Consider the following 26,470-nt stretch of genomic DNA (forward strand, 5'->3'; position numbering starts at 1 on the left):
GGAGGCGGCAGACGAACTGCGACGGATGGCCTGCGGCGAGCTGTGCGCTTGCCGCAGCCAGCCGCCCCGCGCGCGAGACGTGCCACACCGGCACGGCGAGCGGTCACAGCCAGCGTTCCCAGACGGGCTTCAGATCGGCGGGTAGCGGCGGCAATGCGCCGAGTTCGATGCGGCCTTCGCCGGGCGCGTGGAAGTCTGAGCCGCGCGAGGCCTCGAAGCCGAAGCGGCGCGCGACGTCCGCGTATTCACGGTACTGGTCGGGCGTGTGGCTACCGGTCACGACCTCGATCGCCTTGCCGCCGAGGTCGATGAATTCGCCGAAGAACGCATCGAATTCGAGCGGCGAATAGGCGTAGCGGCCCGGATGCGCGACGACCGCGACGCCGCCCGCGGCCTGGATCCAGCCGACGGCGTCGGCGAGTTTGGCCCAGCGGTGTGCGATATAGGCCGGCTTGCCCTCGCCGAGATAGCGGTCGAACACTTCCTGCGTATTCGCGCAGTGGCCGTGCTCGACCAGGAAGCGCGCGAAATGCGTGCGCGACATCATGTCCGGATTCGACACGTAGCGCAGCGCGCCCTCGTACGCGCCTGGAATGCCGAGCATGCCTAGTTGCTCGCCGATCGCTTCGGCGCGCGCGGCGCGGCCGTCGCGCGTGCGGGCGAGACCGTCGATCAGGATCTGGCTGGTTGGGTCGATGCCGAGTCCGACGATGTGCACAGTGCGCCCCGCCCACGTGACCGAGATCTCGACGCCGCTCAGGTAGCCCATGCCGAGCGCCTCGGCTGTGGCGCGCGCCTCGTGCTGGCCACCCACTTCGTCGTGATCGGTGAGCGCCCACAGCGTCACGCCGTTCGCGTGCGCACGGCGTGCGACGTCGACCGGCGCGAACAGGCCGTCGGAGACGGTGGAGTGGCAGTGGAGATCGGCGTTCATCGTGGTCATGGAGAGGTTCTGCGGTCATTTTACTGCAATGCAGTAAGGGGACGCAGGGGTATCTCGCGGCGCCGATTCGGGCGCGAGCTCAGGCGCAGAATCCCTCGATCAACGCGGCGATCTGCTCCGGCTGGTCGTGATGCACCATGTGTCCCGCGCCGTCGATGATCTTCTCGCGCCAGTCCGCAAACGCCTGAAAACGCGCCTTGAATTCGTCGAGCGGGATGTCGCCGGCGATCTGCGCGAGCGTCGGCGAGCCGGCCGCCTCGACATGCAGCACCTTCGCGCTGACCTTGCGCCATACCGCCATCACCTCGTCGAGACGATACAGCGTCGGACCGCGAACCTTGTGCGCGGGATCGGCGAGCAGCATGAAGCGCCCTTCGCCGTCCGGCTTCGACCAGTGTTGCGCGAGAAACTGCGCGCGGCGCGGCGCTAGACGCGGATTGGTTTTGATCAGGCGCGCGGCGACGTCGTCGAGCGACGCGTAGCGCTTGAGCTGCGGCGGATCGCGCAATTCGTCGAGCCAGTTGGCGAGACGCTTGGTCGCCTGCGCCGGATGCGACGGCGCGAGCCCGAAGCCTTCCAGATCGACCACCCGCCGCACCCGTTGCGGCCGCACGCCAGCGTAGAGGCACACGACGTTCGCACCCAGGCTGTGGCCGACGAGGTTCACCTCGCCGCTCGGCGCATAGTGGTCGATCAGCGCGTCGAGATCACCGAGATAGTCCTGCACCCAGTAGCTGCCGCCACCGCGCTCGGCGACCGGCCAGTCGGACAGGCCGAAACCGCGCAGGTCGGGCGCGATCACCTGCCAGTCGCCGCCGAGCGCATCGACGACGAACTGGAAAGATGCGCCGACGTCCATCCAGCCGTGCAGCATAAACAGCGTCGGCGCGTCGGGACGTCCCCATCGGCGCACGTGCAGCCGGACGCCGCGCACGGCAACGAACTCAGAGCGGGAAGTATTCATGAACGGCACACCCACAAAAAAGAATGGTCGTTCGAGTATAGGGACAGCGGCGAAAAAAGTGCTAACGCACTATCGAGGCGACGCTCGGTCATCCGTTGTCCGCAAGGCTTGCTGCGCATCCTGGCGCGCGAGCGCGGCGAGTTCGGCGTCGTCGAAACCGGCGTCGCGGCGCGCTGCGAAATTGAACGGGCCGCGCAGTTTCGGCGCGTGGTACTGGTCGGCGAGGCGCACATAGGTGTCGTGCGGATCGAGGCCGTCGGCGTCGCACAGGTGTCGAAACCAGCGGTTGCCGATCAGCACGTGGCCGATCTCATCGCGCAGGATCACGTCGAGAATCGCCGCCGACGCGTCATCGCCGGCCTGCAGCAGACGCGCGCGGATCGGCGGCGACGCGTCGAGGCCGCGCGCTTCGAGCGTGCGCGGTACGAGCGCCATCCGCGCAAGCACGTCGCCACGAGTGCGCTCGCACATGTCCCAGAGGCCGCTGTGCGCTGGGAAATCGCCGTACGCGTGACCGTATTCGGCGAGACGCGCGGCGAGCAGCGAATAGTGATATGCCTCTTCGGCGGCGACCTTGAGCCAGTCGGTATAGAACGCGGCGGGCATCCGAGGGAAACGCCAGACCGCGTCGAGCGCCAGATTGATCGCGTTGAACTCGATGTGCGCGAGCGCATGAAGGAGCACCGCGCGGCCCTGCGGCGACTGCATGCTGCGCCGGCCAAGCTGGCGCGCTTCGACCAGTTCGGGCCGCGCGGGGCGGCCCGGCAAGCCGGCGGGCTCGGCAAGGTCAAGACTGGCGCTACAGAGCGTACGACCGTCCAGTACGGCCGCGTACAGTGCGCGGGCCGCCGCGGCCTTCGCGGCCGGATCCCGCTCGCGCAACGCGGCAAGCGCGGCGCTACGTGCGCACGACGGCTCGACGCGAGGATTCGATGCGGGAGAAGCGAGGGAAGCGGTGGACATCATGACAAGCAGATCGGCGATGGAAGCGTAACGGACGACGGATAGACAGCAGGGGCAATGCCCGAGCGAAGCACGCTACCGGCAGAGGAAACGGATGAGCTTGGCCCGGCAACACGCCGGGTCGGCCACGGCGCCGGCCAACCCCCTCGCCATCGCGCTACGTCGGCCAAGCGGCCCAAGCACTCAAACGTTTACAATACTCGATTCGACCAATGGGCGCGCTTTCGGGGCCGCCCGTCGGTTGACGACTCGGGACTTCCCATTTCGCATCGCGCCGGGCGCACGCCGTCCCGCCCGTGTGCGGCAAGCGATCAGGCAACCATCGCGCACACCATCGGAGTCATCCCCTACCGGGCTCCGACCGACAAGGAGACATTGTGACGATCTACAAGCTGGGCGAAGCCGCTCCGGTCATTCATGAAAGCGTGTTCGTCGCCGATTCGGCGAACATCATCGGCAACGTGACGCTCGAGGAGAACGCGAGCGTGTGGTTCGGCGCAACGCTGCGCGGCGACAACGAGCCGATCACGATCGGCGCCGGCAGCAACGTGCAGGAAAACGCGGTGCTGCACACCGACCCCGGCTATCCGCTGACGGTCGAGCCGAACGTGACGATCGGCCATCAGGCCATGCTGCACGGCTGCACGATCAGGGAAGGTGCGTTGATCGGGATTCAGGCGGTGGTCTTGAATGGCGCGGTGATCGGCCGCAACTGTCTGGTCGGGGCGGGCGCCATCGTCACCGAGGGCAAGGTGTTTCCCGACAATACGCTGATCCTCGGCGCGCCCGCGAAGGCGGTGCGCGAACTGACGGAAGCGGATATCGCCAACATGCAGCGCGGCACGGCAAGCTATGCCGGGCGCCGCGATTATTTCAAGGCGCAGCTCGTACGCATCGGCTAGACGGCCGGCGCGTGCGGCGCGCAAAGCCGCGGCATCACGCCGCGCCATTCCACCGAGGAAAAGTTGTGAGCGACCAGTTGCAAAAATTCATGTTCAGCGCGGCGCCGGTGCGCGGCGAGATAGTTTCCCTGCGCAATACCTGGCAGGACGTGCTGACGCGCCGCGATTATCCGGGGCCCGTGCGAACGATTCTGGGCGAAATGATGGCCGCCTGCGCGCTGCTGTCGGCGAACCTGAAGTTCGACGGCACGCTAGTCATGCAGATTTTCGGCGATGGCCCGGTCAAGATGCTGGTCGTGCAGTGCAGCTCGAATCTGACGATGCGCGCCACCGCGAAGCTGTCAGACGAAGCGGCCCATACGATCGACGACACCACCTCGCTCGTCGATCTGGTGAACGCGAGCGGCCACGGCCGCTGCGTGATCACGCTCGATCCGACCGACAAGCAGCCCGGCCAGCAGCCGTACCAAAGTATCGTGCCGCTCTCGGGCGTGAGCGGACCGCTGAAGTCGATCTCCGAAGTGCTCGAGCACTATATGCACCACTCCGAACAGCTCGACACGCGCATGTGGCTCGCGGCGAACACCGAGCGCGCGGTGGGCATGCTGCTGCAGAAGCTGCCGGGCGACGGCGGCATCGTGCCGCATCCGGGCGAGCTTGACGCGGATACGTGGGAGCGCGTCTGCACGCTCGGCGGCACGCTATCGCAGGACGAGCTGTTGAAGGAGGAACCGGAGACAGTGTTCCGGCGCCTCTTCTGGCAGGAAAACGTCCAGCATTTCGAACCGGTTACCGCGCGCTTCGAATGCACGTGTTCGCGCGAAAAAGTCGGCGCGATGCTGAAGATGCTCGGCCGCGATGAAGTCGACGGCGTGATCGAGGAACGCGGCCACGTCGAGATCCACTGCGAGTTCTGCAATCAGCGCTACGAGTTCGACCCGGTCGACGTCGCGCAACTTTTCCTGGCCGGCGGACTCTCAGAAGGTGTGACGCCGGCAGCCGAGCAGCGGCACTAAACCACGCTTTCATTGAAGCGGACTACCTACCTGCGAACTGATCGCGCTATCCGGTAGAGTCCCCGCCGCGCCGCCCCATGCCTCGTCACGGCTCGGGCGGCGCGTTGCTTTTGATCGCTGTGTTGATACGTGGGAGAGATGCGGCGCCGCGCGTCGGGAGTACCGGCTCGAGCCATCGGACCGATGGAGATTCGACCATGAAACACATGCTTTCGTTGGTACTAGCTATCGCCGCGGGCAGCGCGGCGCTGGCCGGCTGCTCGATCGATCCACCCGGTCCATCGCCGATTCTGAGCCGGCTGCCGCCCGATCAGGCCGAGACCGTCAGCCATGCGCAGACGCTGACACCAGAAGAACGCGCGCGCTATGACGCGATCGAGCAACAGGTCATGTTCGAACAGAATCAGGCGATGGCCGCGGACGCCGCCGCGCAAGCCTGGCAGCGCTACTATTCGCGTTCACCGCCCGTGAGGTTTTCTTTGGGCTTCTCGAGCGGCGGCTGGGGACGTGGCTGGGGAACAGGGATTGGCGTCGGCTTCGGGCCGTATTGGGGCTGGTAACCCCGGAATCCTCGGCACACAATAAAAAAGCGCGGTTCAAAATGAACCGCGCTTTTTTTGCGTTCTTCCTGCCAGGCCGATGCGAGCCATCCGAGCTCAGCGCGCCGGCTTCTTCTCCTTCGCTACCGCTTTCCCGCCACGCTTGCGATCCGGCTTCGCGCGCGACTCCGGATTCGGCACCACGTGCAGCGGCGCTGCCGACACCTCGCCGCGCGTCGAAGTATCCGTCGACGGCGCGCTTGGCGTCGGCAACGGCTGGTTCGGCGACACGAACTGCACGAACACTTCGCCGTCCTTGACCATGCCCATTTCGTAGCGCGCCCGCTCTTCGACCGCGGCCGTGCCATTCTGAAGATCCTGCACTTCGCCCTGGATGCGTTCGTTGCGCAGTTTCGCATCGGCATTCTTCTGGAGTTGCTGCGCGAGTTGCCCCTGCAACTCATGCACGCGCAGCCAGCCGCCGTGCCCCCACCAGAGCGGGTACTGGATCAACGCCAGCAGAACGATCAGGACAGCAGTGACAAGCCGCATGAAGTAAGCACAGTGGATACGCGCCGCCCTGCGCTATACGCAGGGCGGCGAGGTCAATCAGAGACGAAGGATAACCGGCTCATCGATCGGCGTGAACAATCCGGCGAAAAACGCTTAGCGCAGATTGTAGAAGGCCGACTTGCCCGGGTAGCTGGCGATATCGCCGAGATCTTCCTCGATACGCAGCAGCTGGTTGTACTTCGAGATGCGATCCGAGCGCGACAGCGAACCGGTCTTGATCTGGCCAGCGTTCAGCCCGACGGCGATGTCAGCGATCGTCGAGTCTTCGGTTTCGCCCGAGCGGTGCGAAATCACGGCCGTGTAGCCGGCGCGCTTGGCCATTTCGATCGCCGCGAAGGTTTCGGTCAGCGTGCCGATCTGGTTGATCTTGATCAGGATCGAGTTCGCGATGCCCTTCTCGATGCCTTCCTTCAGGATGCGCGTGTTCGTCACGAACAGGTCGTCGCCGACCAGCTGCACCTTCTTGCCGAGCTTGTCGGTCAGGACCCTCCAGCCTTCCCAGTCACCTTCGTGCATGCCGTCTTCGATCGACACGATCGGGAACTTGTCGGCGAGATTGGCCAGATAGTCCGCGAATTCCGTCGACGACAACTGCAGGCCTTCGCCCGCGAGCTGGTACTTGCCGTCGTGGTAGAACTCGCTCGCTGCACAGTCGAGCGCGAGCAGCACGTCTTCACCGGCGCGGTAGCCTGCTTTCTCGATGGCTTGCAGGATGGTGGACAGGCATTCTTCGTTGCTGCCGAAGTTCGGCGCGAAGCCGCCTTCATCGCCGACTGCCGTGCTCATGCCGCGATCGGACAGGATCTTCTTCAGCGCGTGGAACACTTCGGCGCCGCAGCGCAGTGCTTCGCGGAAGGTCGGCTGGCTGACCGGCACGATCATGAATTCCTGGATGTCCAGGCTGTTGTTCGCGTGCGCGCCGCCGTTGACGATGTTCATCATCGGCACCGGCAGTTGCATCGCGCCCGAACCGCCGAAATAGCGGTACAGCGGCAGGCCGGCTTCTTCGGCGGCCGCCTTCGCGACGGCCATCGACACGGCCAGCATGGCGTTCGCGCCGAGGCGCGACTTGTTGTCGGTGCCGTCGAGCTCGAGCAGCGTCTTATCGAGGAAAGCCTGCTCGGAAGCGTCGAGACCCATGATCGCTTCGGAGATTTCCGTATTGATGTGCTCGACGGCCTTCAGCACGCCCTTGCCGCCGTAACGGCCGGCTTCGCCGTCGCGCAGTTCGATGGCTTCGCGCGAGCCAGTCGACGCGCCCGACGGCACCGCTGCGCGGCCCATCGTGCCCGACTCGAGCAGCACGTCGCATTCGACGGTGGGGTTGCCTCGCGAATCGAGAATCTCTCGACCGATGATGTCTACGATAGCACTCATGGTTTCCTCAAAGGATGACGTTGAATTCTTTACCCTGACACTGTATTGCACACCTGCCGGTCTCCCCGACAGACCACTCGCGCGCCAATACGTTCGACCACCACTGTGCGAAAACGCCGCGTGCCGATTATCGAGGTCGATCGTGACGCGCGGCGCACGCCTCTATCAGTTGAAATCGCTTTCGAGGAACGGCCCGCGCTTGACGGCCTGGTCGAGCGTCACGAGCGTCTCGAGCAGGTCGGCCATGCGATTGAGCGGCACCGCGTTCGGGCCGTCCGATTTCGCTTGCGCAGGATTCGGGTGCGTTTCCATGAAGAGGCCGGCGACGCCCACCGCGACCGCGGCGCGCGCGAGCACCGGCACGAATTCGCGCTGGCCGCCCGAGCTCGTGCCCTGCCCGCCCGGCAACTGCACCGAATGCGTTGCGTCGAACACGACCGGCGCGTTGGTCTCGCGCATGATCGCGAGCGAACGCATGTCCGACACGAGGTTGTTATAGCCGAACGACACGCCGCGCTCGCACGCCATGAAACGGTCTTCCGACAGACCCGCTTCGCGCGCGGCATCGCGCGCCTTGTCGATCACGTTCTTCATGTCGTGCGGCGCGAGAAACTGGCCCTTCTTGATGTTGACCGGCTTGCCCGAGCGCGCGCACGCGTGGATGAAGTCGGTCTGACGGCACAGGAACGCGGGCGTTTGCAGCACGTCGACGACCGACGCGACCTGCTCGATCTCGTGCTCGGCGTGCACGTCGGTCAGCACCGGCACACCGAGCTGTCGCTTCACTTCCGACAGGATACGCAAACCTTCGTCCATGCCCAGACCGCGGAACGACTTGCCGCTGCTGCGGTTGGCCTTGTCATACGATGATTTGTAGATGAACGGAATGTTCAGTTTTGCGCAGATTTCCTTCAGGCGGCCGGCCGTGTCGATCGTCATCTGTTCGGACTCGACGACACAGGTACCGGCGATCAGGAAAAACGGCTTGTCGAGCCCGATGTCGAAATCGCCCAGTTTCATGCCTTCTCCTCGACCCTCGACTGCTGATGCGCGAGCGCCGCTTCGACGAACGACTTGAACAGCGGATGACCGTCACGCGGCGTGGACGTGAATTCCGGGTGGAACTGCACGCCGACGAACCACGGGTGCATGCTGCGCGGCAGCTCCATCATTTCCGGCAGATCCTCGCTCGGGGTACGGGCGCTAATGATGAGGCCACCGCCTTCGAGCTGGGGCACGAAACGGTTATTCACCTCATAACGGTGACGGTGACGCTCGTTCACATCCGTGCCGTAGATCTCTTCGGCGAGCGTGCCGGGTTTGACCGGGCAGCGCTGCGAGCCGAGGCGCATGGTGCCGCCGAGGTCCGACTCTTCGGTGCGCTTTTCGACGCGGCCTTCGCGGTCGTACCACTCGGTGATCAGCGCGACCACGCGGTTCTTCGTTTCCTGATCGAACTCGGTGCTGTTCGCGTCCTTCAGGCCGACCACGTCGCGGGCGAATTCGATCACAGCGAGCTGCATGCCGAGGCAAATGCCGAGATACGGCACCTTCGCTTCGCGCGCATAGCGGATCGCGGCGATCTTGCCTTCGGTACCGCGACGGCCGAAGCCGCCCGGCACGAGCACTGCATCGAGATGCTTGAGGCTCTCGACGCCTTGCGTTTCGATTTCTTCGGAATCGATGTACTCGATGTTCACGCGCGTCGACGTATGCATCGACGCATGGCGCAGCGCTTCGATCAGCGACTTGTACGACTCGGTCAGATCGACGTACTTGCCGACCATGCCGATCGTCACTTCGTGCTTCGGATTCTGCAGCTTTTCGACGAGCTCGGACCACATCGAGAGGTCCGCCGCCTTCGGCGTGAGCTTCAGCTCTTCGCAGATGATCGCGTCGAGCCCCTGGTCGTGCAGCATCTGCGGAATCTTGTAGATGCTGTCCGCGTCCCACACGGAAATCACGGCGTCTTCAGGCACGTTCGAGAACAACGAGATCTTCGCGCGCTCGTCATCCGGAATGCGGCGATCGGCACGGCACAGCAGCACGTGCGGCGAGATACCGATTTCGCGCAGCTTCTGCACGCTGTGCTGGGTAGGCTTGGTTTTGAGTTCGCCGGCCGTGGCAACCCAGGGCACCAACGTCAGGTGCACGAAGCATGCGCTGTTGCGGCCGAGGCGCAGGCTCATCTGACGCGCGGCTTCGAGGAACGGCAGCGATTCGATGTCACCCACGGTGCCGCCCACTTCGACGATCGCGACATCCGGCTCGCCGCACGTCGCAGACGCTGCGCCGCGCTCGACGAATGCCTGGATTTCGTTCGTGATGTGCGGGATGACCTGCACGGTCTTGCCGAGATAATCGCCGCGGCGTTCCTTGCGGATCACCGACTCGTAAATCTGGCCCGTGGTGAAGTTGTTGGCCTTGCGCATCTTCGTGCTGATGAAGCGCTCGTAGTGGCCGAGATCGAGGTCGGTTTCCGCTCCGTCTTCCGTCACGAACACTTCGCCGTGTTGAAACGGACTCATCGTGCCGGGATCGACGTTGATGTAGGGATCGAGCTTGAGGAGGGTGACTTTAAGACCGCGTGATTCGAGGATCGCGGCGAGGGAAGCGGCGGCAATACCCTTGCCGAGGGAAGATACTACGCCGCCGGTGACGAAAACATATTTGGTCATCGCTGGATGCTCGCGGGAAAAACGGATTATACCGTAAAGGATGACCCCGACCCAGCAAAAAGCGACCGACCCGCCTCGCGCCGATGCCGCCTCGCGCGCTGCGCGTCAGGCGGTTCGCCCCAGCTCGCGCAGCATGCGCTGCACCGCGCGCGCGGTTTCGATCGGCTTTTCCATCGGATACAGATGGCTGCCCTCGATCCACTCGACGTGCCCGCCAGTCGCGCGCCGCGTCGCGTCGAGACCGGCCTGGCGGATTTCCTTCGAGCGGGTACCGGCGATGAATCCGACCGGCACCGGCGCGCCGCGCGCGAGCCGCGCGCCGAGCGTATGCGGCAGCGTCCGGTAGATCAGATATTCGGTGCGGCGATCGAACGCAAGCGCGCGAGCGCCGTCGGGCGAGTTCTGCGGAATACCGAAGTCGATGTAGTCGGACAGCATGCGCTCGTCCCAGCGCGCAAACGCGGGCTTCGAATGGAAGTGCCGCCATGCCTCGTCGCGGCTCGGCCACTGCGTGCGCCGCGTGCGCGTCGCGGCGGCCGGCGACAACCGCTCGTCGAGCCCGGTCCATTGCGAGACGCGCAGCATGCTGCTGCGCCAGCCCGCGATCACCGGCGAGTCGAGCATCACGACGCCCCTCACCCATTGCGGCTTCTTGAGCGCCGCCATCAGTGACAGATAACCGCCGAGCGAATGCCCGACGAGCCACACCGGCTGCTCGTATTTGCGGCCGATGTCGTCGAGCAGTTGCTCGACCAGATGCGGCCAGTCCTGCGTGACCGGAAAGCGCGGATCATGGCCGATCCGCTCGATGAAGCGCACGTCGTAGTCGTCGGAGAGCTCGGCGAAAATCGTCCGGTAAGTCGAAGCCGGAAAGCCGTTTGCGTGCGAGAAATGGATGATGTTTTTCAACTGCGGCTATCTCCGTTGTGTTCTTTTGCGCGCGGGCGGATACATTGCCTTTGCCGCCGCTTATGTCGCCGATGGTGTCTGTCGTTCGCGCTGCCGCACCCATCGAGCCGCAACGCGCTCAGCGCTCCATCCAGTAGCGGCGCTGCGTATCGCGGTAGCGCTCCAGCGTGAGTACGGCGCCCCCCTTGGCTTGTGCGCCCGGATCGACGTCGACCCGCACCGCGCCGTCGCGGTCGCTGCGCCCGAGCTCGATATCACGCGCCAGGTAGCGCGCGAACACGCCGTCATTCGGATGATGGAAGCGATTCTCGTAGCCTACCTGAAATAACGCGATGGACGGATCGACAGAGTCGAGGAACGGCTCGGTCGACGACGTCCGGCTGCCATGATGCGGCACCATCAACACTTGCGAGCGCAGCATGTTGCGATCACGCGCGAGCAGCGCGCGTTCGGTCGGCGCTTCGATGTCGGCGGTCAGCAGGGCCGCGAAGCGCTGCGCGTGGACACCGGCGCGCATCCCCGCCTCGTCTGCGGTGATGGCCGGCAAGGTACTGACCCTGAGCACGCAGCAATGATCGTTCGACCTGGCCGTGAATGCGCCAGCGTCCGGCCACAGCACGGTGAACTCGACACCGTCCCATTGCCAGCGCTGCCCCGCCACGCACGGCAACGTCTGCGCGTCGTGCTGCTTCGCCTTGGGCCACAGCGCATGGTCCGGCTCCAGGCCGGCCACCAGCTGACGCACCTCGATCACCTCGAGCACGGCCCGCGCGCCGCCCGCGTGATCCGAATCAGCGTGACTGACCATCAGCGTATCGAGCGTCGTCACGCCTTGCGCCTGCAGGAACGGCACCACCACCCGCTCGCCCGCGTCCGTCGATTCGGGTCCGGGCCCCGTATCGAACAGCAGCGCGTGATGCGCGGTCTGCACGAGGACCGACGTACCCTGCCCGACATCGAGCGCAGTCAGACGGAATGCCCCCGATGGCTCGGCGAGCGCGCCGTCCGCGCTGGGCAGCAGAAGCGGCAGCCACGTCAGAGGCGCGGCCCAGCGCAACGGCCAGCCGCGCGGCGCGAGACACCACAGCACGCCGAGCGCCGCCGAGGCGAGCGCCCACGCGTGCGGCTGCGGCAACCAGAGCGTCCAGCGCGGTCCCGACAACGGCTGCAAGCCAGCCGCGAGAGCGTCGAGCAGTGTGTGCGCGGCGCGCCACGCGAGCGCGTCGAACGGCACGGGCAACGCGACGCCCGCGAGCACCGTCGGTGTAACCAGCAGGCTCACCCACGGAATCGCGAACGCGTTCGCAAGCGGACCGACGAGCGGAATCTGCGCGAACCAGTACGCGGTCAGCGGCGCGAGCGCGATCGTCACCGCGAACTGCACGTGCGCGGCGCTGCGCAGCCGTTCGACGAGTGCGCGCAGATGCCCGATCGATGCCCGGCATAGCGCCTGCCACCGGGCTCGGAGTGGGCTGCCCTCATCATGACGGGACGCCTGGGAATCCCGCCGACGCGGCCGCCCGGACATCGCGAACAGGATCGCGCCGACCGCGCAGAACGACAGCCAGAATCCGGCCGACACGACCGCCCACGGATCGATCAGCAGCACCAGCCCGAGCGCCCACGCGAGCACGGTGGAGCGCGCGAAGCGACGGCCGCTGAGGAACGCCAGCGCGACGAGCGCGGACATCCACAGTGCGCGTTGCGCGGGCACGTTGAAGCCGGCGAGCGCCGCATACAGCGCGGCGAACATTACACCGGCCGTTGCGCCGACGAGCTGAGCGGGCAAGCGCAGCGGCCAATTGCGGCCGACCCACCCCGAGCGGCGCCACACCGCGGCCGCGAGCCAGCCGGCCAGAGCCGCGGCGAGGCCGATATGCAGCCCGGAAATCGCCACCAGATGGCTCGTGCCGGTGCCGCGCATCCATCTGCGGTCGGCCGGGCTCATTTCGTCCTGCGCGCCGATCGCGAGCGCCACCACGATGCCGCGATGCGGCGCATCGGCGAGCACCGCGTCGATGCGCGCACGCAACGCGGCGCGCCAGCGGTCGACCAGGACGGCGAGTCCGCGCGCCCGACCGGCGAGGCGCCGCGCACGATCCGGCGCGCTCACGTAGCCGGTCGCGCGGACGTTGCGCGCGAGCAGATTCGCCTCGGTATCGCGCACGCCGAAATTCGCGTTGCCGTGCGGACGCTTCAAGCGCACGGTCAGACGCCAGCGCTCGCCCGGTTCGAGCCGCGGCGCCGGGGCGCCGCGCGCGATCCACGTCAGCTGGATCACGCGCGGGAAAGCGGCAAGCCGCGCATCGTTGGTGTCGACGTTGAACAGGAAGCGTGCGCCTTTGTCGTCGCGCGTCGGCAAACCCTTGATACTGCCGGTGACCTCGATATCGCGTCCTTCCCACGCGTGCGGCAGGCCCACCGCGAGACGCGTTTGCGCGCGCCCCGCTGCATAGCCGAAGCCGACACTGATCGCCGCGCACCACACGGCGACCCAACCGGCCACCCGTCGCATGCGGACTCCGCGCCAATTCCGCCGAGCGGGCGCGTGCCGGGATTCGGGCTCGTACTTCGCACCGGCAGCGCCCGCCCCATGGGCACTCAGGCCCCACACCGCCACGCCCACCGCCGCGCAGCCGGCCAGAATCAACGCCCACCATTCGCCCATACCCGGCAACACCGCCTGCCGCTGCAGCCAGATCACCCCCAACGCAAACCCGCACCAGATCGCCCGCATTCACCCTCCTCGCCGCTGGTGCCGGGCGATGTCACGCGCCGGCGAACGGGCAACAGCAAGCCCGCCGGGCGTGGGCATCGCCCGGCGCGAATCCCTTCTACCAACGGAATCGATTATGCAGAGGAAAGCGCGAGTCGCGGCAGCGCGGCGAGCGCGTTAGCCGTTGTGCCAAGGGCGGCTGCGTCGGATGAGACACCGCGCAGTTGCCCGAGGCTCGCGCCGATCGCCGGAATCTGTTCCGGCGAGTTGCGCTGCTTGTACATCCACGACGGCGCGATATCGGGCGCATCGGTCTCGACGACGAGCGCGTCGAACGGCAGTTGCCCGGCGAGCCGCCGGATCTGCCTCGCACGCTCGAACGTCAGGTTGCCGCCGAAGCCGAGATGCATGCCCTGATCGATATAAGCCTGAGCCTGCTGGAAACTGCCATTGAACGCGTGCGCGATGCCGCGATGGATCTGATGCCGGCGCAGCCCCTTGAGCACCTGATCCTGTGATTTGCGCACATGGCAGATCACCGGCAGACCGAATTCGCGCGCGAGTTGCAACTGGCTGTTGTAGAAAAACTGCTGACGCGCATCGTCGAGACCCGCGACGAAATAGTCGAGCCCGATCTCGCCGACGCCGACGAAGCGTGGATCGTCGAGACTCGCCTCGATCTCCATGCGCAGCACGTCGAGGTCGGCGTCGACGGCGCCCGGCGTGTACATCGGATGGATACCGAGCGCGTACGCGCCGCCGTCGATGCGGTGCGCGAGTTCGCGCACCGCCGTGAAGTTCTGTCGCCCGATCGCCGGAATCACGATGCGCGACACGCCCGCATGGCGCGCGGACGCCGCGACCGCGTCACGGTCGGCGTCGAACTCCGAAGCGTCGAGATGGCAGTGCGTATCGATCCACATGGGCTGTCTCGCTGGCAGTGGGATCGGACCGAAGGTGGCCTCGCGGTCCGTGGTGGCCGTCAGTCACCGTTGCAACTCGCAACGGCCGTGCCGGACCGCGTTCAGACCGGTACCGGCGGCTCTTCGTGCAGTACGCCGTCGCGCAGCCGCATGATGCGGTCGCAGCGGCCGGCCAGATCCGGGTCGTGCGTGACGATCACGAAGCTCGTTTCGAGCGTGCGCGACAGTTCGAGCATCAGGTTGAACACCGTGTCGGCGGTGCCGCCGTCGAGGTTGCCGGTCGGCTCGTCGGCGAGCACGCAGGCCGGCTTCGTGACGAGCGCGCGCGCGATCGCGACACGCTGGCGCTCGCCGCCCGACAGCTCGCCCGGCCGATGCTTCGCGCGATGCCCCATGCCGACGCGCTCGAGCACGGCCATTGCCTCGCGCCGCGCGACTTCGGTCGTCTCGCGACGAATCCGCAGCGGCATCGCGACGTTATCGAGCGCGGTAAATTCCGGCAGCAGATGGTGGAACTGATAAACGAAGCCGAGCGCGCGATTGCGCAGGTCGTTGCGTTCGCGCTCGGAGAGCTTCGTGAACGGCTTGCCGAGTACCGACACCTCGCCCGCGCTCGGATCGTCGAGACCGCCGAGCACGTGCAAGAGCGTGCTCTTGCCGGAGCCCGACGCGCCGACGATCGCGAGCTTCTCGCCGCGCCGCACGGCGAGTTGCGCGTTGTTGAGCACCTGCACGTTCAGGCCGCCCTGCACGAATGATTTGGAAATGCCGGTGGCTTCGAGCACGTACGGATGAGGCGCGGGTTCCTGAGCGGTCATGGATGAATCGGTGGAGGGATGGACGAGGAGGTCACTCATAACGCAGCGCCTCCGCCGGACGAACCTTCGCGCCGCGCCAGCTCGGATAGAGCGTCGCGAGCGCGGACAGCACGAACGCGATGATGCCGATGCGCGCGACGTCGCCCGGAACCAGCTCGGACGGCAGCTCGCTGATGAAGTACACCGACGGCGGCAGGAACTGCACGCCGAGCAGATGCTCGATCATCGGCACGAGCCACGGAATGCTCCACGCGATCAGACAGCCGAGCACGACGCCGGTGGCCGTGCCGATGAAGCCGATCGTCACCCCCTGCACGACGAAGATCTTCATGATCGAGCCGGGCTGCGCGCCGAGCGTGCGCAGGATCGCGATATCGGCCTGCTTGTTGGTCACCGTCATCACCAGCGACGACACGAGGTTGAACGCGGCCACGGCAATGATCAACGTCAGGATGATGAACATCATGCGCTTTTCGATCTGCACCGCCGAGAACCAGGTCTTGTTCTGCTGGGTCCAGTCGCGAATGTACAGATCGCCCGACAGCGTGCGCGCGAGCTGATGCGCGACTTCCGGCGCGCGCTGCATGTCGGTCAGGCGCAGCCGCACGCCGGTCGGCGCGGGCAGCCGGAACAGCGCCTGCGCATCCTTGATGTTGATGAGCGCGAGCGTGCTGTCGTATTCATAATGGCCCGACTCGAAGATGCCGACCACCGTGAACTGCTTGAGCCGCGGCAGCATGCCGGCCGGGGTGATCGTGCCTTCGGGCGCGACCAGCGTGATCTTGTCGTTCAACTGCACGCCGAGACTGGCGGCGAGGTCCGCGCCGAGCACGATACCGAAGTCGCCCGGCACGAGATCGGTCAGCTTGCCGGCCTTCATTTCCTTGCCGATGTCCGACACTTCGGGTTCGAGCGCCGGCTCGATGCCGCGCAACGCGACGCCGCTCACCGCGTCCTGGCGCGTGAGCAGCGCCTGCGCTTCGACGTAGGGGGCCGCACCGATCACCTGTTTGTTCTGGCGCGCTTCCTTCGCGGTCAGCTGCCAGTCGGGCATCGAGCCGGTCGGCGAAAAGATCTCGACGTGCGCGAGCACCGACAACATGCGGTCACGCACCTCTTTCTGAAAGCCGTTCATCACCGACAGCACGACGATCAACGCCGCGACGCCCAGCGCGATGCCCGACATCGACACGAGCGCGATGAACGAAATGAAGCCGTTACCGGTCGTGCGCTTGCCGGCGCGCGTGTAGCGCCAGCCAATCTGCCATTCGTAGGGAAATTTCAAGCGAATCCTTTTGTGGGTTCTTCGACTGCGTGCCGGGTGCGGTGGACACCTGGCGCCTGCCGTGCGGCCCGAGCGTCGTGATCGTTGGGCTCCCGGCGGTGCGGATCGTTCCTCGCGCTCACTTAGCCGCCGTGCGGCTGCGCCGGTGCGCGTACGCGCGACGGCAGGGCGCGCCACCGCGCCACGCCCGGCGCCGCGTCCAGCGATCAAGCGCGAAGTTTGCCACACATGCCGCCGGCTCGCGCAAAGGACTCGCCATCGACAAACCAACCTCCCTTCATCGAAATACCCGGATTGTTTGCCCTACAATGCGCAGCATCATGCCTGCCGACCGCCTCCATCTTCTGCTGCCCTTCGCGCTGCCCGCCGCGGCCGACGCCTCCACCGCGCTTCATGACATCCGCAGTCCCGCACTCGACACGCTGATCGCGCGCGCGACGCTCGTCGAACGCGTGATCGGCGAGGATTTTCAGCGCACGCTGCCGCACGAGCGCTGGGTCGCGCGACAATTCGGCGCGCTGCCCGACGGCGCATCGTCCGCCGCCGACGAAGCGCCGCTCGCGCCTTACATGCTGCGCGCCGACGGCGGGGACCCCGGCAGCGCGACATGGGCCTGCGTGCAGCCGGTGCATGTGCACATCGCGCACGACCACCTCGTGCTGATCGACCCCGCTTCGCTCGATCTGTCGGACGAGGAAGCAGGCACGCTGCTCGCGATCGCGCGTCCGTTGATCGAGGAACTCGGCGTGCGCATCGAAGCGCCGAAGCCGACCCGCTGGTATCTGTCGAGCGATGCCTTCGGCACGCTCGCGGGTGCCTCGCCGTTGCGCGCGAGCGGTCGCAACATCGAGATCTGGCTGCCGCACGAAGCGCATTCCGGCGAACGCTCGCGCGCATGGATGAAGCTGCAGAACGAAGTGCAGATGGCGTGGTTCGAGCATCCGGTCAACGAAGCGCGCGAGGCGCGCGGTCTGCCGGCCGTCAACTCGATCTGGTTTCACGCGCAGGGCGCGGCGCGGCCCGTGCGCAGTCCGTTCGCGCAAGTGCTGTCCGATGCCGCCGCAACGCGCGGTCTCGCGCTCAGCGCCGGTGTCGCGGCAGGCGCGCCGCCGGCCTCGTACGGCGCACTATCCACCTTGCTGCGCGGCGCGTCCAACGGCCGCGGCGCAACGCTCGTCGAACTCGATCCGTTCTCGGCGCCCTACGTCGAACAGGACTGGGCACGCTGGAACCAGGCATTCGCCGCGCTGCAGACCGACTGGTTCGAGCCCGCGCTCGCAGCGCTGCGCTCGGGAGAGCTCGCCGAACTCGGCCTCACGCTATGCGGCGACACCGGCTCGGTGACGCTGACGGTCACGCGCGGCGATCTGCGCAAATTCTGGCGGCGGCGCGTGCTGGCCTCGCTTTTCATCGAATGATCCACGGCCCTCTTGCATGACCCGAATCGTTACGCGCCCCTGCTCCCCCGTCGACGCGGAAGTACTGACCCGCTGCGGCCTGCATCCGGTGCTCGCACGCCTGTACGCAGCGCGCGGCGTGCGCCTGCCCGAAGACGTCGAAACCGGCCTCGCGCGGCTCGTGCCGCCCGCCGAACTGAAAGGCTGCGACGCGGCCGCCGAACTGCTCGCCGACGCGCTCCAGCAGCAACGCCGCATGCTCGTCGTCGCCGACTACGACTGCGACGGCGCGACCGCCTGCGCGGTCGCGGTGCGCGGGCTGCGCATGTTCGGCGGGCGCATCGATTATCTGGTGCCCAATCGCATGGAGCACGGCTACGGGCTCACGCCGGACATCGTCGATCTGGCGGCGCGCAGCGCGGCCGGCAAGCCCGATCTGCTGATCACCGTCGACAACGGCATCGCGAGCGTCGACGGCGTCGCGGCGGCCAACGCGCTCGGCATCGACGTGCTCGTCACCGATCACCACCTGCCCGGCGACGAATTGCCCGCCGCGCGCGCGATCGTCAATCCAAATCAGCCGGGCTGCACGTTTCCGAGCAAGTGCCTCGCCGGCGTCGGCGTGATGTTCTACGTGCTGCTCGCGCTGCGCGCGGAATTGCGCCGCCGTGGCGCGTTCGGCGATGCGCTGCCGGAGCCGCGCCTCGACGGCCTGCTCGATCTGGTCGCGCTCGGCACCGTCGCCGACGTCGTCAAACTCGACGGCAATAACCGCGTGCTGGTCGCGCAAGGTCTGCAGCGCATTCGCCGCGGCCGCATGCAGCCGGGCATCGCCGCGCTGTTTCGCGCCGCCGCACGCGATGCGCGCAACGCGTCCGGTTTCGACCTCGGTTTCGCGCTCGGGCCCCGCCTGAACGCGGCGGGACGGCTGTCGGACATGTCGCTCGGCATCGAATGCCTGACCACCGACGATGTCGGCCGCGCATGGGAACTGGCGCAGCAACTCGACGCGATGAACCGCGAGCGCCGCGAAATCGAGGCCGGCATGCAGCAGCAGGCGCTCGACGACCTGTCCACCGTCGATCCCGATGGTTCGACCACCATCGCGGTGTTCAATCCGGGCTGGCACCAGGGCGTGATCGGCATCGTCGCGGGGCGCCTGAAGGAGAAATTCCACCGTCCGTCGTTCACGTTCGCGCCGGCCGACGAGACCGGCGTGCTCGTCAAAGGCTCGGGCCGCTCGATCGCGGGCTTCCATCTGCGCGACGCGCTCGATCTGATCTCGAAGCGCGAACCGGACCTGATCGTCAAATTCGGCGGCCACGCGATGGCCGCGGGCCTGACGATCGCCGCCGCCGACGTGCCGCGCTTCACGGCCGCGTTCGAGGCGGTCGGCCGCGAATGGCTGTCCGAAGAGGCGCTCGCGCGCACGCTGGAAACCGACGGCGAGCTCGAAGATGCGTACTTCACGCCGCAGTTCGTCGAGATGCTCGACGCGGCCGTGTGGGGCCAAGGTTTTCCGGCACCGGTGTTTTCGGGCGAATTCGAAGTCGCCTCGCAGGCGCTCGTGAAGGACAAGCACCTGAAGCTGCAACTGCTGCGCGGCCGTCAGCGCTTCAACGCGATCTGGTTCAACCACACCGATACGCTGCCCGCGCGCACGACCGTCGCCTACCGGCTCGCGAGCGATACGTGGAACGGCGTGTCGCGCGTGCAACTGATCGTCGAGCACGCGGCGAGCTGAAATCTTCCGCAAAATCAACCGCGAAGACGCGCCGGATCGGCCGCCGGGCTCCGGCGCGGCGTGCCGATCGGCTATAATTTCTGCTTTTTACGAAGCTATACAAGATCGACATGGAAGCGGAACGTCTCAACGCGATCGAAGCCTCTCTGGCCGACCTGCGCAAGCGCGCGGACGACCTACGGAGGTATCTTTGACTACGACGACAAAGCACTGCGACTAATCGAAGTCAACCGCGAACTCGAAGACCCGGACGTCTGGAACGATGCGAAGCACGCCCAGGCACTCGGTAAGGAAAAGAAGCTGCTCGACGACACGGTCGGCAAGCTCACGTCGATCACCAATGACGTGCGCGACGCGCAAGACCTGTTCGACATGGCGCGCGAAGAAGCCGACGACGACACGCTGCTCGCCTGCGAGGGCGACGCCCAGGCCATCGAAGCGCGCGTCGCCGACATGGAATTCCGCCGGATGTTCGCCAACCCGGCCGACCCCAACAACGCGTTTCTCGACATCCAGGCCGGCGCCGGCGGGACGGAAGCGTGCGACTGGGCGTCGATGCTGCTGCGCCAGTATCTGCGCTACTGCGAGCGCAAGGGCTTCAAGACCGAAGTGCTCGAGCAGACCGACGGCGACGTCGCCGGCATCAAGAACGCGACGATCAAGATCGAAGGCGAATACGCGTACGGCTTCCTGCGCACCGAAACCGGCGTGCACCGTCTCGTGCGCAAGTCGCCGTTCGACTCGTCGGGCGGCCGGCATACGTCGTTCTCGTCGGTGTTCGTGTACCCGGAAATCGACGACTCGATCGAAGTCGAAATCAATCCGGCCGATCTGCGCATCGACACGTACCGGGCCTCGGGCGCGGGCGGTCAGCACATCAACAAGACCGACTCCGCGGTGCGGATCACGCACATGCCGTCGGGCATCGTCGTGCAATGCCAGAACGACCGCTCGCAGCACCGCAACCGCGCCGAGGCAATGGCCATGCTGAAATCGCGCCTGTACGAAGCGGAAATCCGCAAGCGGCAGGCCGAGCAGGACAAGCTCGAAGCCGGCAAGACCGATGTGGGCTGGGGTCACCAGATCCGCTCGTACGTGCTCGACAACAGCCGCATCAAGGATTTGCGCACCAACGTCGAAATCAGCAACACGAAGAGCGTGCTCGACGGCGACCTCGATCCGTTCATCAGCGCGAGCCTGAAACAGGGCGTCTAAGCGCAGACGGCGCGGCCGCCTTCACCGATTTCCCGCACGCGGCGCACGCCGCTGCGGGCCACCGAATACCCAATCATCATGACTGAACCGACCCAGCCGAATGCGGCCCAGCCGAGTGTCGTGCCCGAAGTGGACGACAACAAGATCATCGCCGAGCGCCGCGAAAAGCTGCGTGAGCTGCGTGAGCAAGGCGTCGCCTATCCGAACGACTTCCGCCCTACGCATCACGCCGAAGATCTGCAGACGCAGTACGAGCACGCCGACAAGGAAGCGCTCGAAGCGAATCCGCTCGAAGTCGCGATCGCCGGCCGCATGATGTTGAAACGCGTGATGGGCAAGGCCAGTTTCGCGACCGTGCGCGACGGCTCGGGTCAGATCCAGTTCTTCATTACGCCGGCCGACGTCGGTCAGGAAACGTACGACGCGTTCAAGAAGTGGGACATGGGCGACATCGTCGCCGCGCGTGGCGTGCTGTTCCGCACCAACAAGGGCGAGCTGTCGGTGCGCTGCACGGAGCTGCGTCTGCTGTCGAAGGCGCTGCGTCCGTTGCCGGACAAATTCCACGGTCTCGCCGACCAGGAAATGAAGTACCGTCAGCGCTATGTCGATCTGATCGTCACGCCGGAAACCCGCCGCACCTTCGTCGCGCGCACCAAGGCGATTGCGTCGATCCGTAAATACATGGCCGAGGCGAACTTCATGGAAGTCGAAACGCCGATGCTCCACCCGATTCCGGGCGGCGCGGCGGCCAAGCCGTTTTCGACGCACCACAACGCGCTCGACATGCAGATGTTCCTGCGCATCGCGCCGGAGCTGTATCTGAAGCGTCTGGTGGTCGGTGGCTTCGAGCGCGTGTTCGAGATCAACCGTAACTTCCGTAACGAGGGCGTGTCCGTGCGCCACAATCCGGAATTCACGATGATCGAGTTCTACGCGGCCTACACCGACTACAAGTGGCTGATGGACTTCACCGAGCAACTGATCCGCCAGGCCGCAATCGATGCGCTCGGCACGGCCACCATCACATACCAGGGCCGCGAACTCGATCTGTCGAAGCCGTTCCACCGGCTCACGATCACGCAGGCGATCCAGAAGTACGCGCCGCAATACACCAACGAGCAACTCGCCGACAGCACGTTCCTGCGCGCCGAGCTGAAGAAGTTCGGCGTCGATGCATCGCAGCCGAACTTCCTGAACGCGGGCGTCGGCTCGCTGCAACTGGCGCTGTTCGAAGAGACGGCAGAGTCGCAACTGTGGGAGCCGACCTACATCATCGACTACCCGATCGAGGTGTCGCCGCTCGCACGTGCTTCGGACAAGGTGGATGGCATCACGGAGCGTTTCGAGCTGTTCATCACCGGCCGCGAAATCGCCAACGGCTTCTCGGAACTGAACGATCCGGAAGATCAGGCCGCGCGCTTCAGGAAGCAGGTCGACCAGAAAGACGCCGGCGACGAAGAAGCGATGTTCTACGACGCGGACTATATCCGCGCGCTCGAATACGGCATGCCGCCGGCGGGCGGGTGTGGCATCGGCATCGACCGTCTGGTGATGCTGCTGACCGATAGCCCGAGCATCCGCGACGTGATTCTGTTCCCGCATCTGCGTCGCGAGGATTGAGCGGCGCTGAGCGCTAGCGATCGCCGCGCCTCGCGTGCGACGAGAAGGTTGTGAAGAACGCCCGGCTCATGCCGGGCGTTCCTTTTGGCGAGCCCGTTTGCTTTGCAGGAGCGTTTCATGCTGCTGCATCGTTTGTAACCAGCGGTAAAAGCTGCTCGAGCGCGCATTCGTCGACATGGTTGCAATGGTTTCAAGAGCTTGCGAATACCAAGGCGCGCCGCGTAGAGGCCGCCGCCGCACGCGCAGTTGCGTCACCGCACCGGTTACAAATTGAAACGCTGCCCGAATCGAATTGCCCGACACTCGGTCTCATAAGAAGTCGGCTCTGTCAGAAACGGAGGCCCTAGATGGACAACCCTACTCATCGATCCACGCAACATCGTCTTCATCCGTTGATCGCGGTCGCCGCCGGCGCGGTGCTCGTCGCGAGTCTCGTCGCTACCGCGGCGATCACCGGCGTGTTCCCGAAGGCGTCCAGCAACGGCACACAGAACGATCAGACGCAAGCCGCGCAAGTCAGCGCGCAACAGCCGGGCATCGTCGATTCGGCAGCGCCGGTTAATCCGTCCGTGCAACAGCAGCAAGCCCAAGCGCAGCAAGCGGCGCCGTCCGCATCTGCTCCTCTTCCGATACAGCGACAGCAGGCGCAAGCCGCGCCACGGTACGCGCAACCACCCGAGCCGCAGGCGCCGCCGCAGTACGCCCAGCAGCCGGCACCGCAAGCCGCTTATTGCCCGACGTGCGGCACCGTTGTCGCGATTTCGGCGGTTCAGCATGAAGGACATGGCACGGGCATTGGCGCCGTAGGCGGTGCGGTGGCCGGCGGGGTCGTCGGTAACCAGTTCGGCGCTGGCAGCGGGCGTACCGTGATGACGCTGCTCGGCGCGCTAGGCGGCGGGCTCGCCGGCAATTCGGCCGAAAAACATCTGCGCAGCACGACCTCGTATTCGGTGCGCGTGCATATGGAAGACGGCAAGACGCGTTACTTCAGCTATCACGAAGCGCCGCCGTTCCACGACGGCGAGCGCGTGCGGGTTCAGAATGGCGGCCTCGTCGCCGACTGAGGTCAGCGCTTCGCGTTTGTCAAAGCAATAAAAAAGGCGATTCGAATGGAATCGCCTTTTCTTTGGAGTCCAGCGCGCACGCGCTGATAGAGACTCAATAATCCGCGTCTTCGATCCACGCCGCCTGAATCGCTTCGAGAATCTTTTCGTTCGAGCGGTTCGGATCGTCGTCGAAGCCTTCGAGCTCGGTCACCCAGCGATGCAGGTCGGTGAAACGCACCTGCTGCGGATCGACGTCCTGATGCTTGTCCGTCAGAGCCATCGCGATGTCTTGCGTATCGGTCCACTTCATGGCGGCGCCCTCCTGTTAATGATTTTCCTTCGCATGATTGATCGAGTAACGCGGAATTTCGACGACCAGGTCCTGTTCGGCCGGCATGATCGCCTGACACGACAGGCGCGAAGCCGGTTCGAGCCCCCACGCCTTGTCCAGCAGATCGTCCTCGTCCTCCTCGGACGGCGTCAAGGCGGCGAAACCCTCACGCACGATCACATGACAGGTCGTGCACGCGCACGACTTCTCGCACGCATGCTCGATTTCGATGCCGTTATCGAGCAGGTTGTCGCAGATGCTCTTGCCGGGGACGGCGTCGATCACCGCGCCTTCCGGACACAGTTCGACGTGAGGCAGCACAACGATTTGAGGCATACAGTTTCCGTTTGGGTCTGAGGCACGGCGGCTGCCAGCAATGCCGCGTGCAGGCTCCGTTCCATTTTACTGGCGCCACGCGGAGTTTTTAAGTCCGCGCGGCGCACTCCGGTTGTCGTGGGGTTACCGCAGTTGCGCCCGCGGATCCGCTGGGCTTGCGCAGCATTCGCCCGTTCAGATCTCGTCGAGCTTGCGGCCCGACAGCGCGCGGCGAATTCCCTTGTTCATGCGGCGCGCGGCGAATTCGTCGGTGCCTTCGGCGAGCGCCTTCGTCGCGGCTTCGATCGCGCCGACGTCGTCGCTTTGCGCGACGTGGCGCAATGCGGCGAGCAACGCGTCGAGCGCGGCGCGTTCACTGTCGTCGAGCAGGTCGGCGTCGGCGGCGAGGGCCGCGTCGGTCGCTTCGACGAGACGCTGCGCTTCGACCTGGGCCTCGCGCAATGCGCGCGCCCGCATGTCGATCTCAGCGGTCGAGAAGCTGTCCTCGAGCATGCGCGCGATGTCGTCGTCGGCGAGGCCGTAGGACGGCTTGACGACGACCGACGCCTCGACGCCCGACGCGAGCTCGCGCGCAAACACCGACAGCAGGCCATCGGCATCGACCTGATAGGTCACGCGAATGCGCGCGGCGCCCGCGGCCATCGGCGGAATGCCGCGCAGCTCGAAGCGCGCGAGCGAGCGGCAGTCGCTGACGAGCTCACGCTCGCCTTGCACGACGTGAATCGCCATCGCGGTCTGGCCGTCCTTGAAGGTCGTGAAATCCTGCGCGCGCGCGACCGGAATCGTCGAGTTGCGCGGAATGATCTTCTCGGTGAGGCCGCCCATCGTCTCGACACCGAGCGACAGCGGAATCACGTCGAGCAGCAGCCAGTCGTCGCCTTCCGCGCCGCGGTTGCCGGCGAGCAGGTCTGCCTGGATCGCCGCGCCGAGCGCGACGACCTGATCCGGATCGAGATTGACGAGCGGCGGCTGGCCGAAGAACGCCTCGACCGCGCGGCGGATCACCGGCATGCGCGTCGCGCCGCCGACCAGAACCACGCCCTTGATCTCTTTTGTCGTAACCTTCGCGTCGCGCAGCGCTTTTTTCGTCGGACCCAACGTGCGTTGCACCAGCGCCGCCGTGACGGTCTCGAAAGTGGCCTCGTCGATCGTGAGATCGAGCGCTGTGCCGTTGGATAGCGTGAGCTTGAGGCTCGCCTGCGGCGCGCTCGACAACGCCTCCTTGGCCTCGCGCACGCTGTCCAGCAGCAGGCGCACGTCCTGCGGCGCGAGCGTCTGCGGCGCAATGCCGGCCTGTTCGAGCACATGGCGATACAGCGCATGATCGAAGTCGTCGCCGCCGAGCGCGGAATCGCCGCCTGCCGCGAGCACTTCGAACACGCCCTTGGTGAGCTTCAGGATCGACAGGTCGAAGGTGCCGCCGCCGAGGTCGTAGACCGCGTACAGACCTTCGGCGCCGTTGTCGAGACCGTAGGCGATCGCAGCCGCGGTCGGCTCGTTGAGCAAACGCAGTACGTTCAGACCGGCGAGGCGCGCGGCGTCCTTGGTCGCCTGGCGCTGCGCTTCGTCGAAGTAAGCGGGCACCGTGATCACCGCGCCGACCAGTTCGTCGCCGAGCGTGTCTTCGGCGCGCTGGCGCAGCGTCGCGAGAATTTCAGCCGACACTTCGACCGGGCTCTTCACGCCGTCGACGGTGCGGATCTGCACCATGCCGGGCGCGTCGACGAAGTCGTAAGGCGCGTTTTCGGCGCCCTCCACCTCGGTCTTGCCGCGGCCCATGAAGCGCTTGACTGACACGATCGTGTTGCGTGGGTCGCTCGCGGCTTCGGCCTTCGCCCGGCGGCCGATGCGACGGCCGCCCTGTTCCAGGTAACGCACCACCGACGGCAGCAGCACGTGCCCCTCTTCGTCGGGCAGCACATCGGGCAAGCCGCTGCGCACGGCGGCGACGAGGGAGTTGGTGGTGCCGAGATCGATACCGACCGCCAGACGCCGCTGGTGAGGCGCCGGCGCCATGCCGGGTTCGGAGATTTGCAGTAAGGCCATCTGGATCTTCTCGGGGACGTGGTGCCCCGTCCTGAATGTTCGCGTTGCTTGGGGGTGTTGCCGCGGCGCGCGGCCGCTCTCTTTTTGTTTGACGCCTGTTACGTCGCTGCTTGCTGTTGCTGCTTGCCG

Annotated in this window: 24 protein-coding genes; 8 read left to right on the forward strand and 16 right to left on the reverse strand. The window is 65.9% G+C overall.

What is annotated here, in order from left to right; translation table 11 throughout:
- Nucleotides 1–103: 103 nt before the first annotated feature.
- The 3 genes from LJ655_RS23435 to LJ655_RS23445 form a co-directional block, all read right to left on the reverse strand.
- A complete protein-coding gene (locus LJ655_RS23435; protein WP_230563632.1) occupies nt 104–934 on the reverse strand; it encodes a 3',5'-nucleoside bisphosphate phosphatase in 831 nt (276 codons plus the stop codon).
- An 88-nt stretch (nt 935–1,022) separates the two neighbouring features.
- Complete coding sequence (locus LJ655_RS23440) at nt 1,023–1,907, reverse strand: alpha/beta fold hydrolase (protein WP_230563596.1); 885 nt, start codon at nt 1,905–1,907, stop codon at nt 1,023–1,025.
- A gap of 69 nt (nt 1,908–1,976) precedes the next feature.
- On the reverse strand, nt 1,977–2,873 hold the full coding sequence (locus LJ655_RS23445; protein WP_230563597.1) for a ferritin-like domain-containing protein: 897 nt from the start codon (nt 2,871–2,873) through the stop codon (nt 1,977–1,979).
- A gap of 374 nt (nt 2,874–3,247) precedes the next feature.
- Here LJ655_RS23445 and LJ655_RS23450 point away from each other — a divergent pair, with 374 nt between their 5' ends.
- The 3 genes from LJ655_RS23450 (at nt 3,248) to LJ655_RS23460 (ending at nt 5,348) form a co-directional block, all read left to right on the forward strand.
- Nucleotides 3,248–3,772 (forward strand): gamma carbonic anhydrase family protein, encoded by a 525-nt coding sequence (locus tag LJ655_RS23450; RefSeq protein WP_230563598.1) that lies wholly within the window; start codon nt 3,248–3,250, stop codon nt 3,770–3,772.
- A gap of 65 nt (nt 3,773–3,837) precedes the next feature.
- Nucleotides 3,838–4,788: an Hsp33 family molecular chaperone HslO gene (gene hslO / locus LJ655_RS23455; RefSeq protein WP_230563599.1), complete on the forward strand. Its 951-nt coding sequence runs from the start codon at nt 3,838–3,840 to the stop codon at nt 4,786–4,788.
- 197 nt (nt 4,789–4,985) lie between these two features.
- Nucleotides 4,986–5,348 carry a hypothetical protein gene (locus tag LJ655_RS23460; protein WP_230563600.1) on the forward strand — a complete coding sequence of 121 codons (363 nt, stop codon included), beginning with the start codon at nt 4,986–4,988 and terminating at the stop codon, nt 5,346–5,348.
- A gap of 96 nt (nt 5,349–5,444) precedes the next feature.
- On the opposite strand, the gene ftsB is transcribed toward LJ655_RS23460, so the two are convergent.
- The 9 genes from ftsB to LJ655_RS23505 form a co-directional block, all read right to left on the reverse strand.
- Nucleotides 5,445–5,879, reverse strand: coding sequence for a cell division protein FtsB (ftsB, locus tag LJ655_RS23465; RefSeq protein ID WP_230563601.1), 435 nt, complete (start codon nt 5,877–5,879; stop codon nt 5,445–5,447).
- Between the two features lie 114 nt (nt 5,880–5,993).
- Entirely contained in the window at nt 5,994–7,277 is a 1,284-nt protein-coding gene (gene eno, locus LJ655_RS23470) for a phosphopyruvate hydratase (protein WP_230563602.1), read from the reverse strand.
- A 165-nt stretch (nt 7,278–7,442) separates the two neighbouring features.
- Complete coding sequence (gene kdsA / locus LJ655_RS23475; protein ID WP_230563603.1) at nt 7,443–8,297, reverse strand: 3-deoxy-8-phosphooctulonate synthase; 855 nt, start codon at nt 8,295–8,297, stop codon at nt 7,443–7,445.
- The gene (pyrG, locus tag LJ655_RS23480) at nt 8,294–9,955 is read right to left on the reverse strand and encodes a CTP synthase (protein ID WP_230563604.1); all 1,662 of its coding nucleotides are present in this window, start codon (nt 9,953–9,955) and stop codon (nt 8,294–8,296) included. Before pyrG ends, kdsA begins: the two co-directional genes overlap by 4 nt.
- A gap of 105 nt (nt 9,956–10,060) precedes the next feature.
- Nucleotides 10,061–10,864, reverse strand: coding sequence for an alpha/beta fold hydrolase (locus LJ655_RS23485; protein WP_230563605.1), 804 nt, complete (start codon nt 10,862–10,864; stop codon nt 10,061–10,063).
- Nucleotides 10,865–10,982: 118 nt separating this feature from the next.
- The gene (locus LJ655_RS23490; RefSeq protein ID WP_230563606.1) at nt 10,983–13,601 is read right to left on the reverse strand and encodes a DNA internalization-related competence protein ComEC/Rec2; all 2,619 of its coding nucleotides are present in this window, start codon (nt 13,599–13,601) and stop codon (nt 10,983–10,985) included.
- Nucleotides 13,602–13,714: 113 nt separating this feature from the next.
- Nucleotides 13,715–14,503 (reverse strand): TatD family hydrolase, encoded by a 789-nt coding sequence (locus LJ655_RS23495; RefSeq protein ID WP_230563607.1) that lies wholly within the window; start codon nt 14,501–14,503, stop codon nt 13,715–13,717.
- Between the two features lie 101 nt (nt 14,504–14,604).
- On the reverse strand, nt 14,605–15,321 hold the full coding sequence (lolD, locus tag LJ655_RS23500) for a lipoprotein-releasing ABC transporter ATP-binding protein LolD (RefSeq protein WP_230563608.1): 717 nt from the start codon (nt 15,319–15,321) through the stop codon (nt 14,605–14,607).
- A 31-nt stretch (nt 15,322–15,352) separates the two neighbouring features.
- The gene (locus LJ655_RS23505; protein ID WP_230563609.1) at nt 15,353–16,606 is read right to left on the reverse strand and encodes a lipoprotein-releasing ABC transporter permease subunit; all 1,254 of its coding nucleotides are present in this window, start codon (nt 16,604–16,606) and stop codon (nt 15,353–15,355) included.
- Between the two features lie 308 nt (nt 16,607–16,914).
- Between LJ655_RS23505 and LJ655_RS23510 the strand changes: the two genes are divergently transcribed.
- The 4 genes from LJ655_RS23510 to lysS all read left to right on the forward strand — a co-directional run bounded on the left by LJ655_RS23510 (nt 16,915) and on the right by lysS (nt 22,582).
- On the forward strand, nt 16,915–18,024 hold the full coding sequence (locus LJ655_RS23510; protein ID WP_230563610.1) for a regulator: 1,110 nt from the start codon (nt 16,915–16,917) through the stop codon (nt 18,022–18,024).
- 16 nt (nt 18,025–18,040) lie between these two features.
- Nucleotides 18,041–19,747 (forward strand): single-stranded-DNA-specific exonuclease RecJ, encoded by a 1,707-nt coding sequence (gene recJ / locus LJ655_RS23515; RefSeq protein ID WP_230563611.1) that lies wholly within the window; start codon nt 18,041–18,043, stop codon nt 19,745–19,747.
- Between the two features lie 110 nt (nt 19,748–19,857).
- Nucleotides 19,858–20,962, forward strand: a protein-coding gene (gene prfB, locus LJ655_RS23520) for a peptide chain release factor 2 (RefSeq protein ID WP_230563612.1) whose coding sequence is annotated in 2 segments (ribosomal slippage) — nt 19,858–19,938 and nt 19,940–20,962 — 1,104 coding nt in all. Because the reading frame shifts where the segments join, the coding sequence is not laid out codon by codon here.
- A gap of 78 nt (nt 20,963–21,040) precedes the next feature.
- Nucleotides 21,041–22,582, forward strand: a complete 1,542-nt coding sequence (gene lysS / locus LJ655_RS23525; protein ID WP_230563613.1) for a lysine--tRNA ligase — start codon at nt 21,041–21,043, stop codon at nt 22,580–22,582.
- A gap of 66 nt (nt 22,583–22,648) precedes the next feature.
- Here lysS and LJ655_RS23530 read toward each other — a convergent pair whose 3' ends face one another.
- Nucleotides 22,649–22,885, reverse strand: a complete 237-nt coding sequence (locus tag LJ655_RS23530; protein WP_230563614.1) for a hypothetical protein — start codon at nt 22,883–22,885, stop codon at nt 22,649–22,651.
- A gap of 44 nt (nt 22,886–22,929) precedes the next feature.
- Here LJ655_RS23530 and LJ655_RS23535 point away from each other — a divergent pair, with 44 nt between their 5' ends.
- Complete coding sequence (locus tag LJ655_RS23535; protein ID WP_230563615.1) at nt 22,930–23,646, forward strand: glycine zipper 2TM domain-containing protein; 717 nt, start codon at nt 22,930–22,932, stop codon at nt 23,644–23,646.
- 94 nt (nt 23,647–23,740) lie between these two features.
- On the opposite strand, the gene iscX is transcribed toward LJ655_RS23535, so the two are convergent.
- The 3 genes from iscX to hscA all read right to left on the reverse strand — a co-directional run bounded on the left by iscX (nt 23,741) and on the right by hscA (nt 26,341).
- The gene (gene iscX / locus LJ655_RS23540) at nt 23,741–23,938 is read right to left on the reverse strand and encodes a Fe-S cluster assembly protein IscX (protein ID WP_013588918.1); all 198 of its coding nucleotides are present in this window, start codon (nt 23,936–23,938) and stop codon (nt 23,741–23,743) included.
- A gap of 15 nt (nt 23,939–23,953) precedes the next feature.
- Nucleotides 23,954–24,295, reverse strand: coding sequence for an ISC system 2Fe-2S type ferredoxin (gene fdx / locus LJ655_RS23545; RefSeq protein ID WP_230563616.1), 342 nt, complete (start codon nt 24,293–24,295; stop codon nt 23,954–23,956).
- Between the two features lie 174 nt (nt 24,296–24,469).
- On the reverse strand, nt 24,470–26,341 hold the full coding sequence (gene hscA / locus LJ655_RS23550; protein WP_230563617.1) for a Fe-S protein assembly chaperone HscA: 1,872 nt from the start codon (nt 26,339–26,341) through the stop codon (nt 24,470–24,472).
- Between the last annotated feature and the right edge of the window lie 129 nt (nt 26,342–26,470).

The sequence above is a fragment of the Paraburkholderia translucens genome (assembly GCF_020881035.1).
In the GTDB taxonomy this organism is placed as follows: domain Bacteria; phylum Pseudomonadota; class Gammaproteobacteria; order Burkholderiales; family Burkholderiaceae; genus Paraburkholderia; species Paraburkholderia translucens.

Coding starts and splice junctions, on each gene's coding strand:
- LJ655_RS23435 (WP_230563632.1), bottom strand. CDS start 934: ATGAACGCCGATCTCCACTGCCACTCCACCGTCTCCGACGGCCTGTTC.
- LJ655_RS23440 (WP_230563596.1), bottom strand. CDS start 1,907: ATGAATACTTCCCGCTCTGAGTTCGTTGCCGTGCGCGGCGTCCGGCTG.
- LJ655_RS23445 (WP_230563597.1), bottom strand. CDS start 2,873: ATGATGTCCACCGCTTCCCTCGCTTCTCCCGCATCGAATCCTCGCGTC.
- LJ655_RS23460 (WP_230563600.1), top strand. CDS start 4,986: ATGAAACACATGCTTTCGTTGGTACTAGCTATCGCCGCGGGCAGCGCG.
- ftsB (WP_230563601.1), bottom strand. CDS start 5,879: ATGCGGCTTGTCACTGCTGTCCTGATCGTTCTGCTGGCGTTGATCCAG.
- eno (WP_230563602.1), bottom strand. CDS start 7,277: ATGAGTGCTATCGTAGACATCATCGGTCGAGAGATTCTCGATTCGCGA.
- kdsA (WP_230563603.1), bottom strand. CDS start 8,297: ATGAAACTGGGCGATTTCGACATCGGGCTCGACAAGCCGTTTTTCCTG.
- pyrG (WP_230563604.1), bottom strand. CDS start 9,955: ATGACCAAATATGTTTTCGTCACCGGCGGCGTAGTATCTTCCCTCGGC.
- LJ655_RS23490 (WP_230563606.1), bottom strand. CDS start 13,601: ATGCGGGCGATCTGGTGCGGGTTTGCGTTGGGGGTGATCTGGCTGCAG.
- LJ655_RS23495 (WP_230563607.1), bottom strand. CDS start 14,503: ATGTGGATCGATACGCACTGCCATCTCGACGCTTCGGAGTTCGACGCC.
- lolD (WP_230563608.1), bottom strand. CDS start 15,321: ATGACCGCTCAGGAACCCGCGCCTCATCCGTACGTGCTCGAAGCCACC.
- LJ655_RS23510 (WP_230563610.1), top strand. CDS start 16,915: ATGCGCAGCATCATGCCTGCCGACCGCCTCCATCTTCTGCTGCCCTTC.
- recJ (WP_230563611.1), top strand. CDS start 18,041: ATGACCCGAATCGTTACGCGCCCCTGCTCCCCCGTCGACGCGGAAGTA.
- lysS (WP_230563613.1), top strand. CDS start 21,041: ATGACTGAACCGACCCAGCCGAATGCGGCCCAGCCGAGTGTCGTGCCC.
- LJ655_RS23535 (WP_230563615.1), top strand. CDS start 22,930: ATGGACAACCCTACTCATCGATCCACGCAACATCGTCTTCATCCGTTG.
- iscX (WP_013588918.1), bottom strand. CDS start 23,938: ATGAAGTGGACCGATACGCAAGACATCGCGATGGCTCTGACGGACAAG.
- fdx (WP_230563616.1), bottom strand. CDS start 24,295: ATGCCTCAAATCGTTGTGCTGCCTCACGTCGAACTGTGTCCGGAAGGC.
- hscA (WP_230563617.1), bottom strand. CDS start 26,341: ATGGCCTTACTGCAAATCTCCGAACCCGGCATGGCGCCGGCGCCTCAC.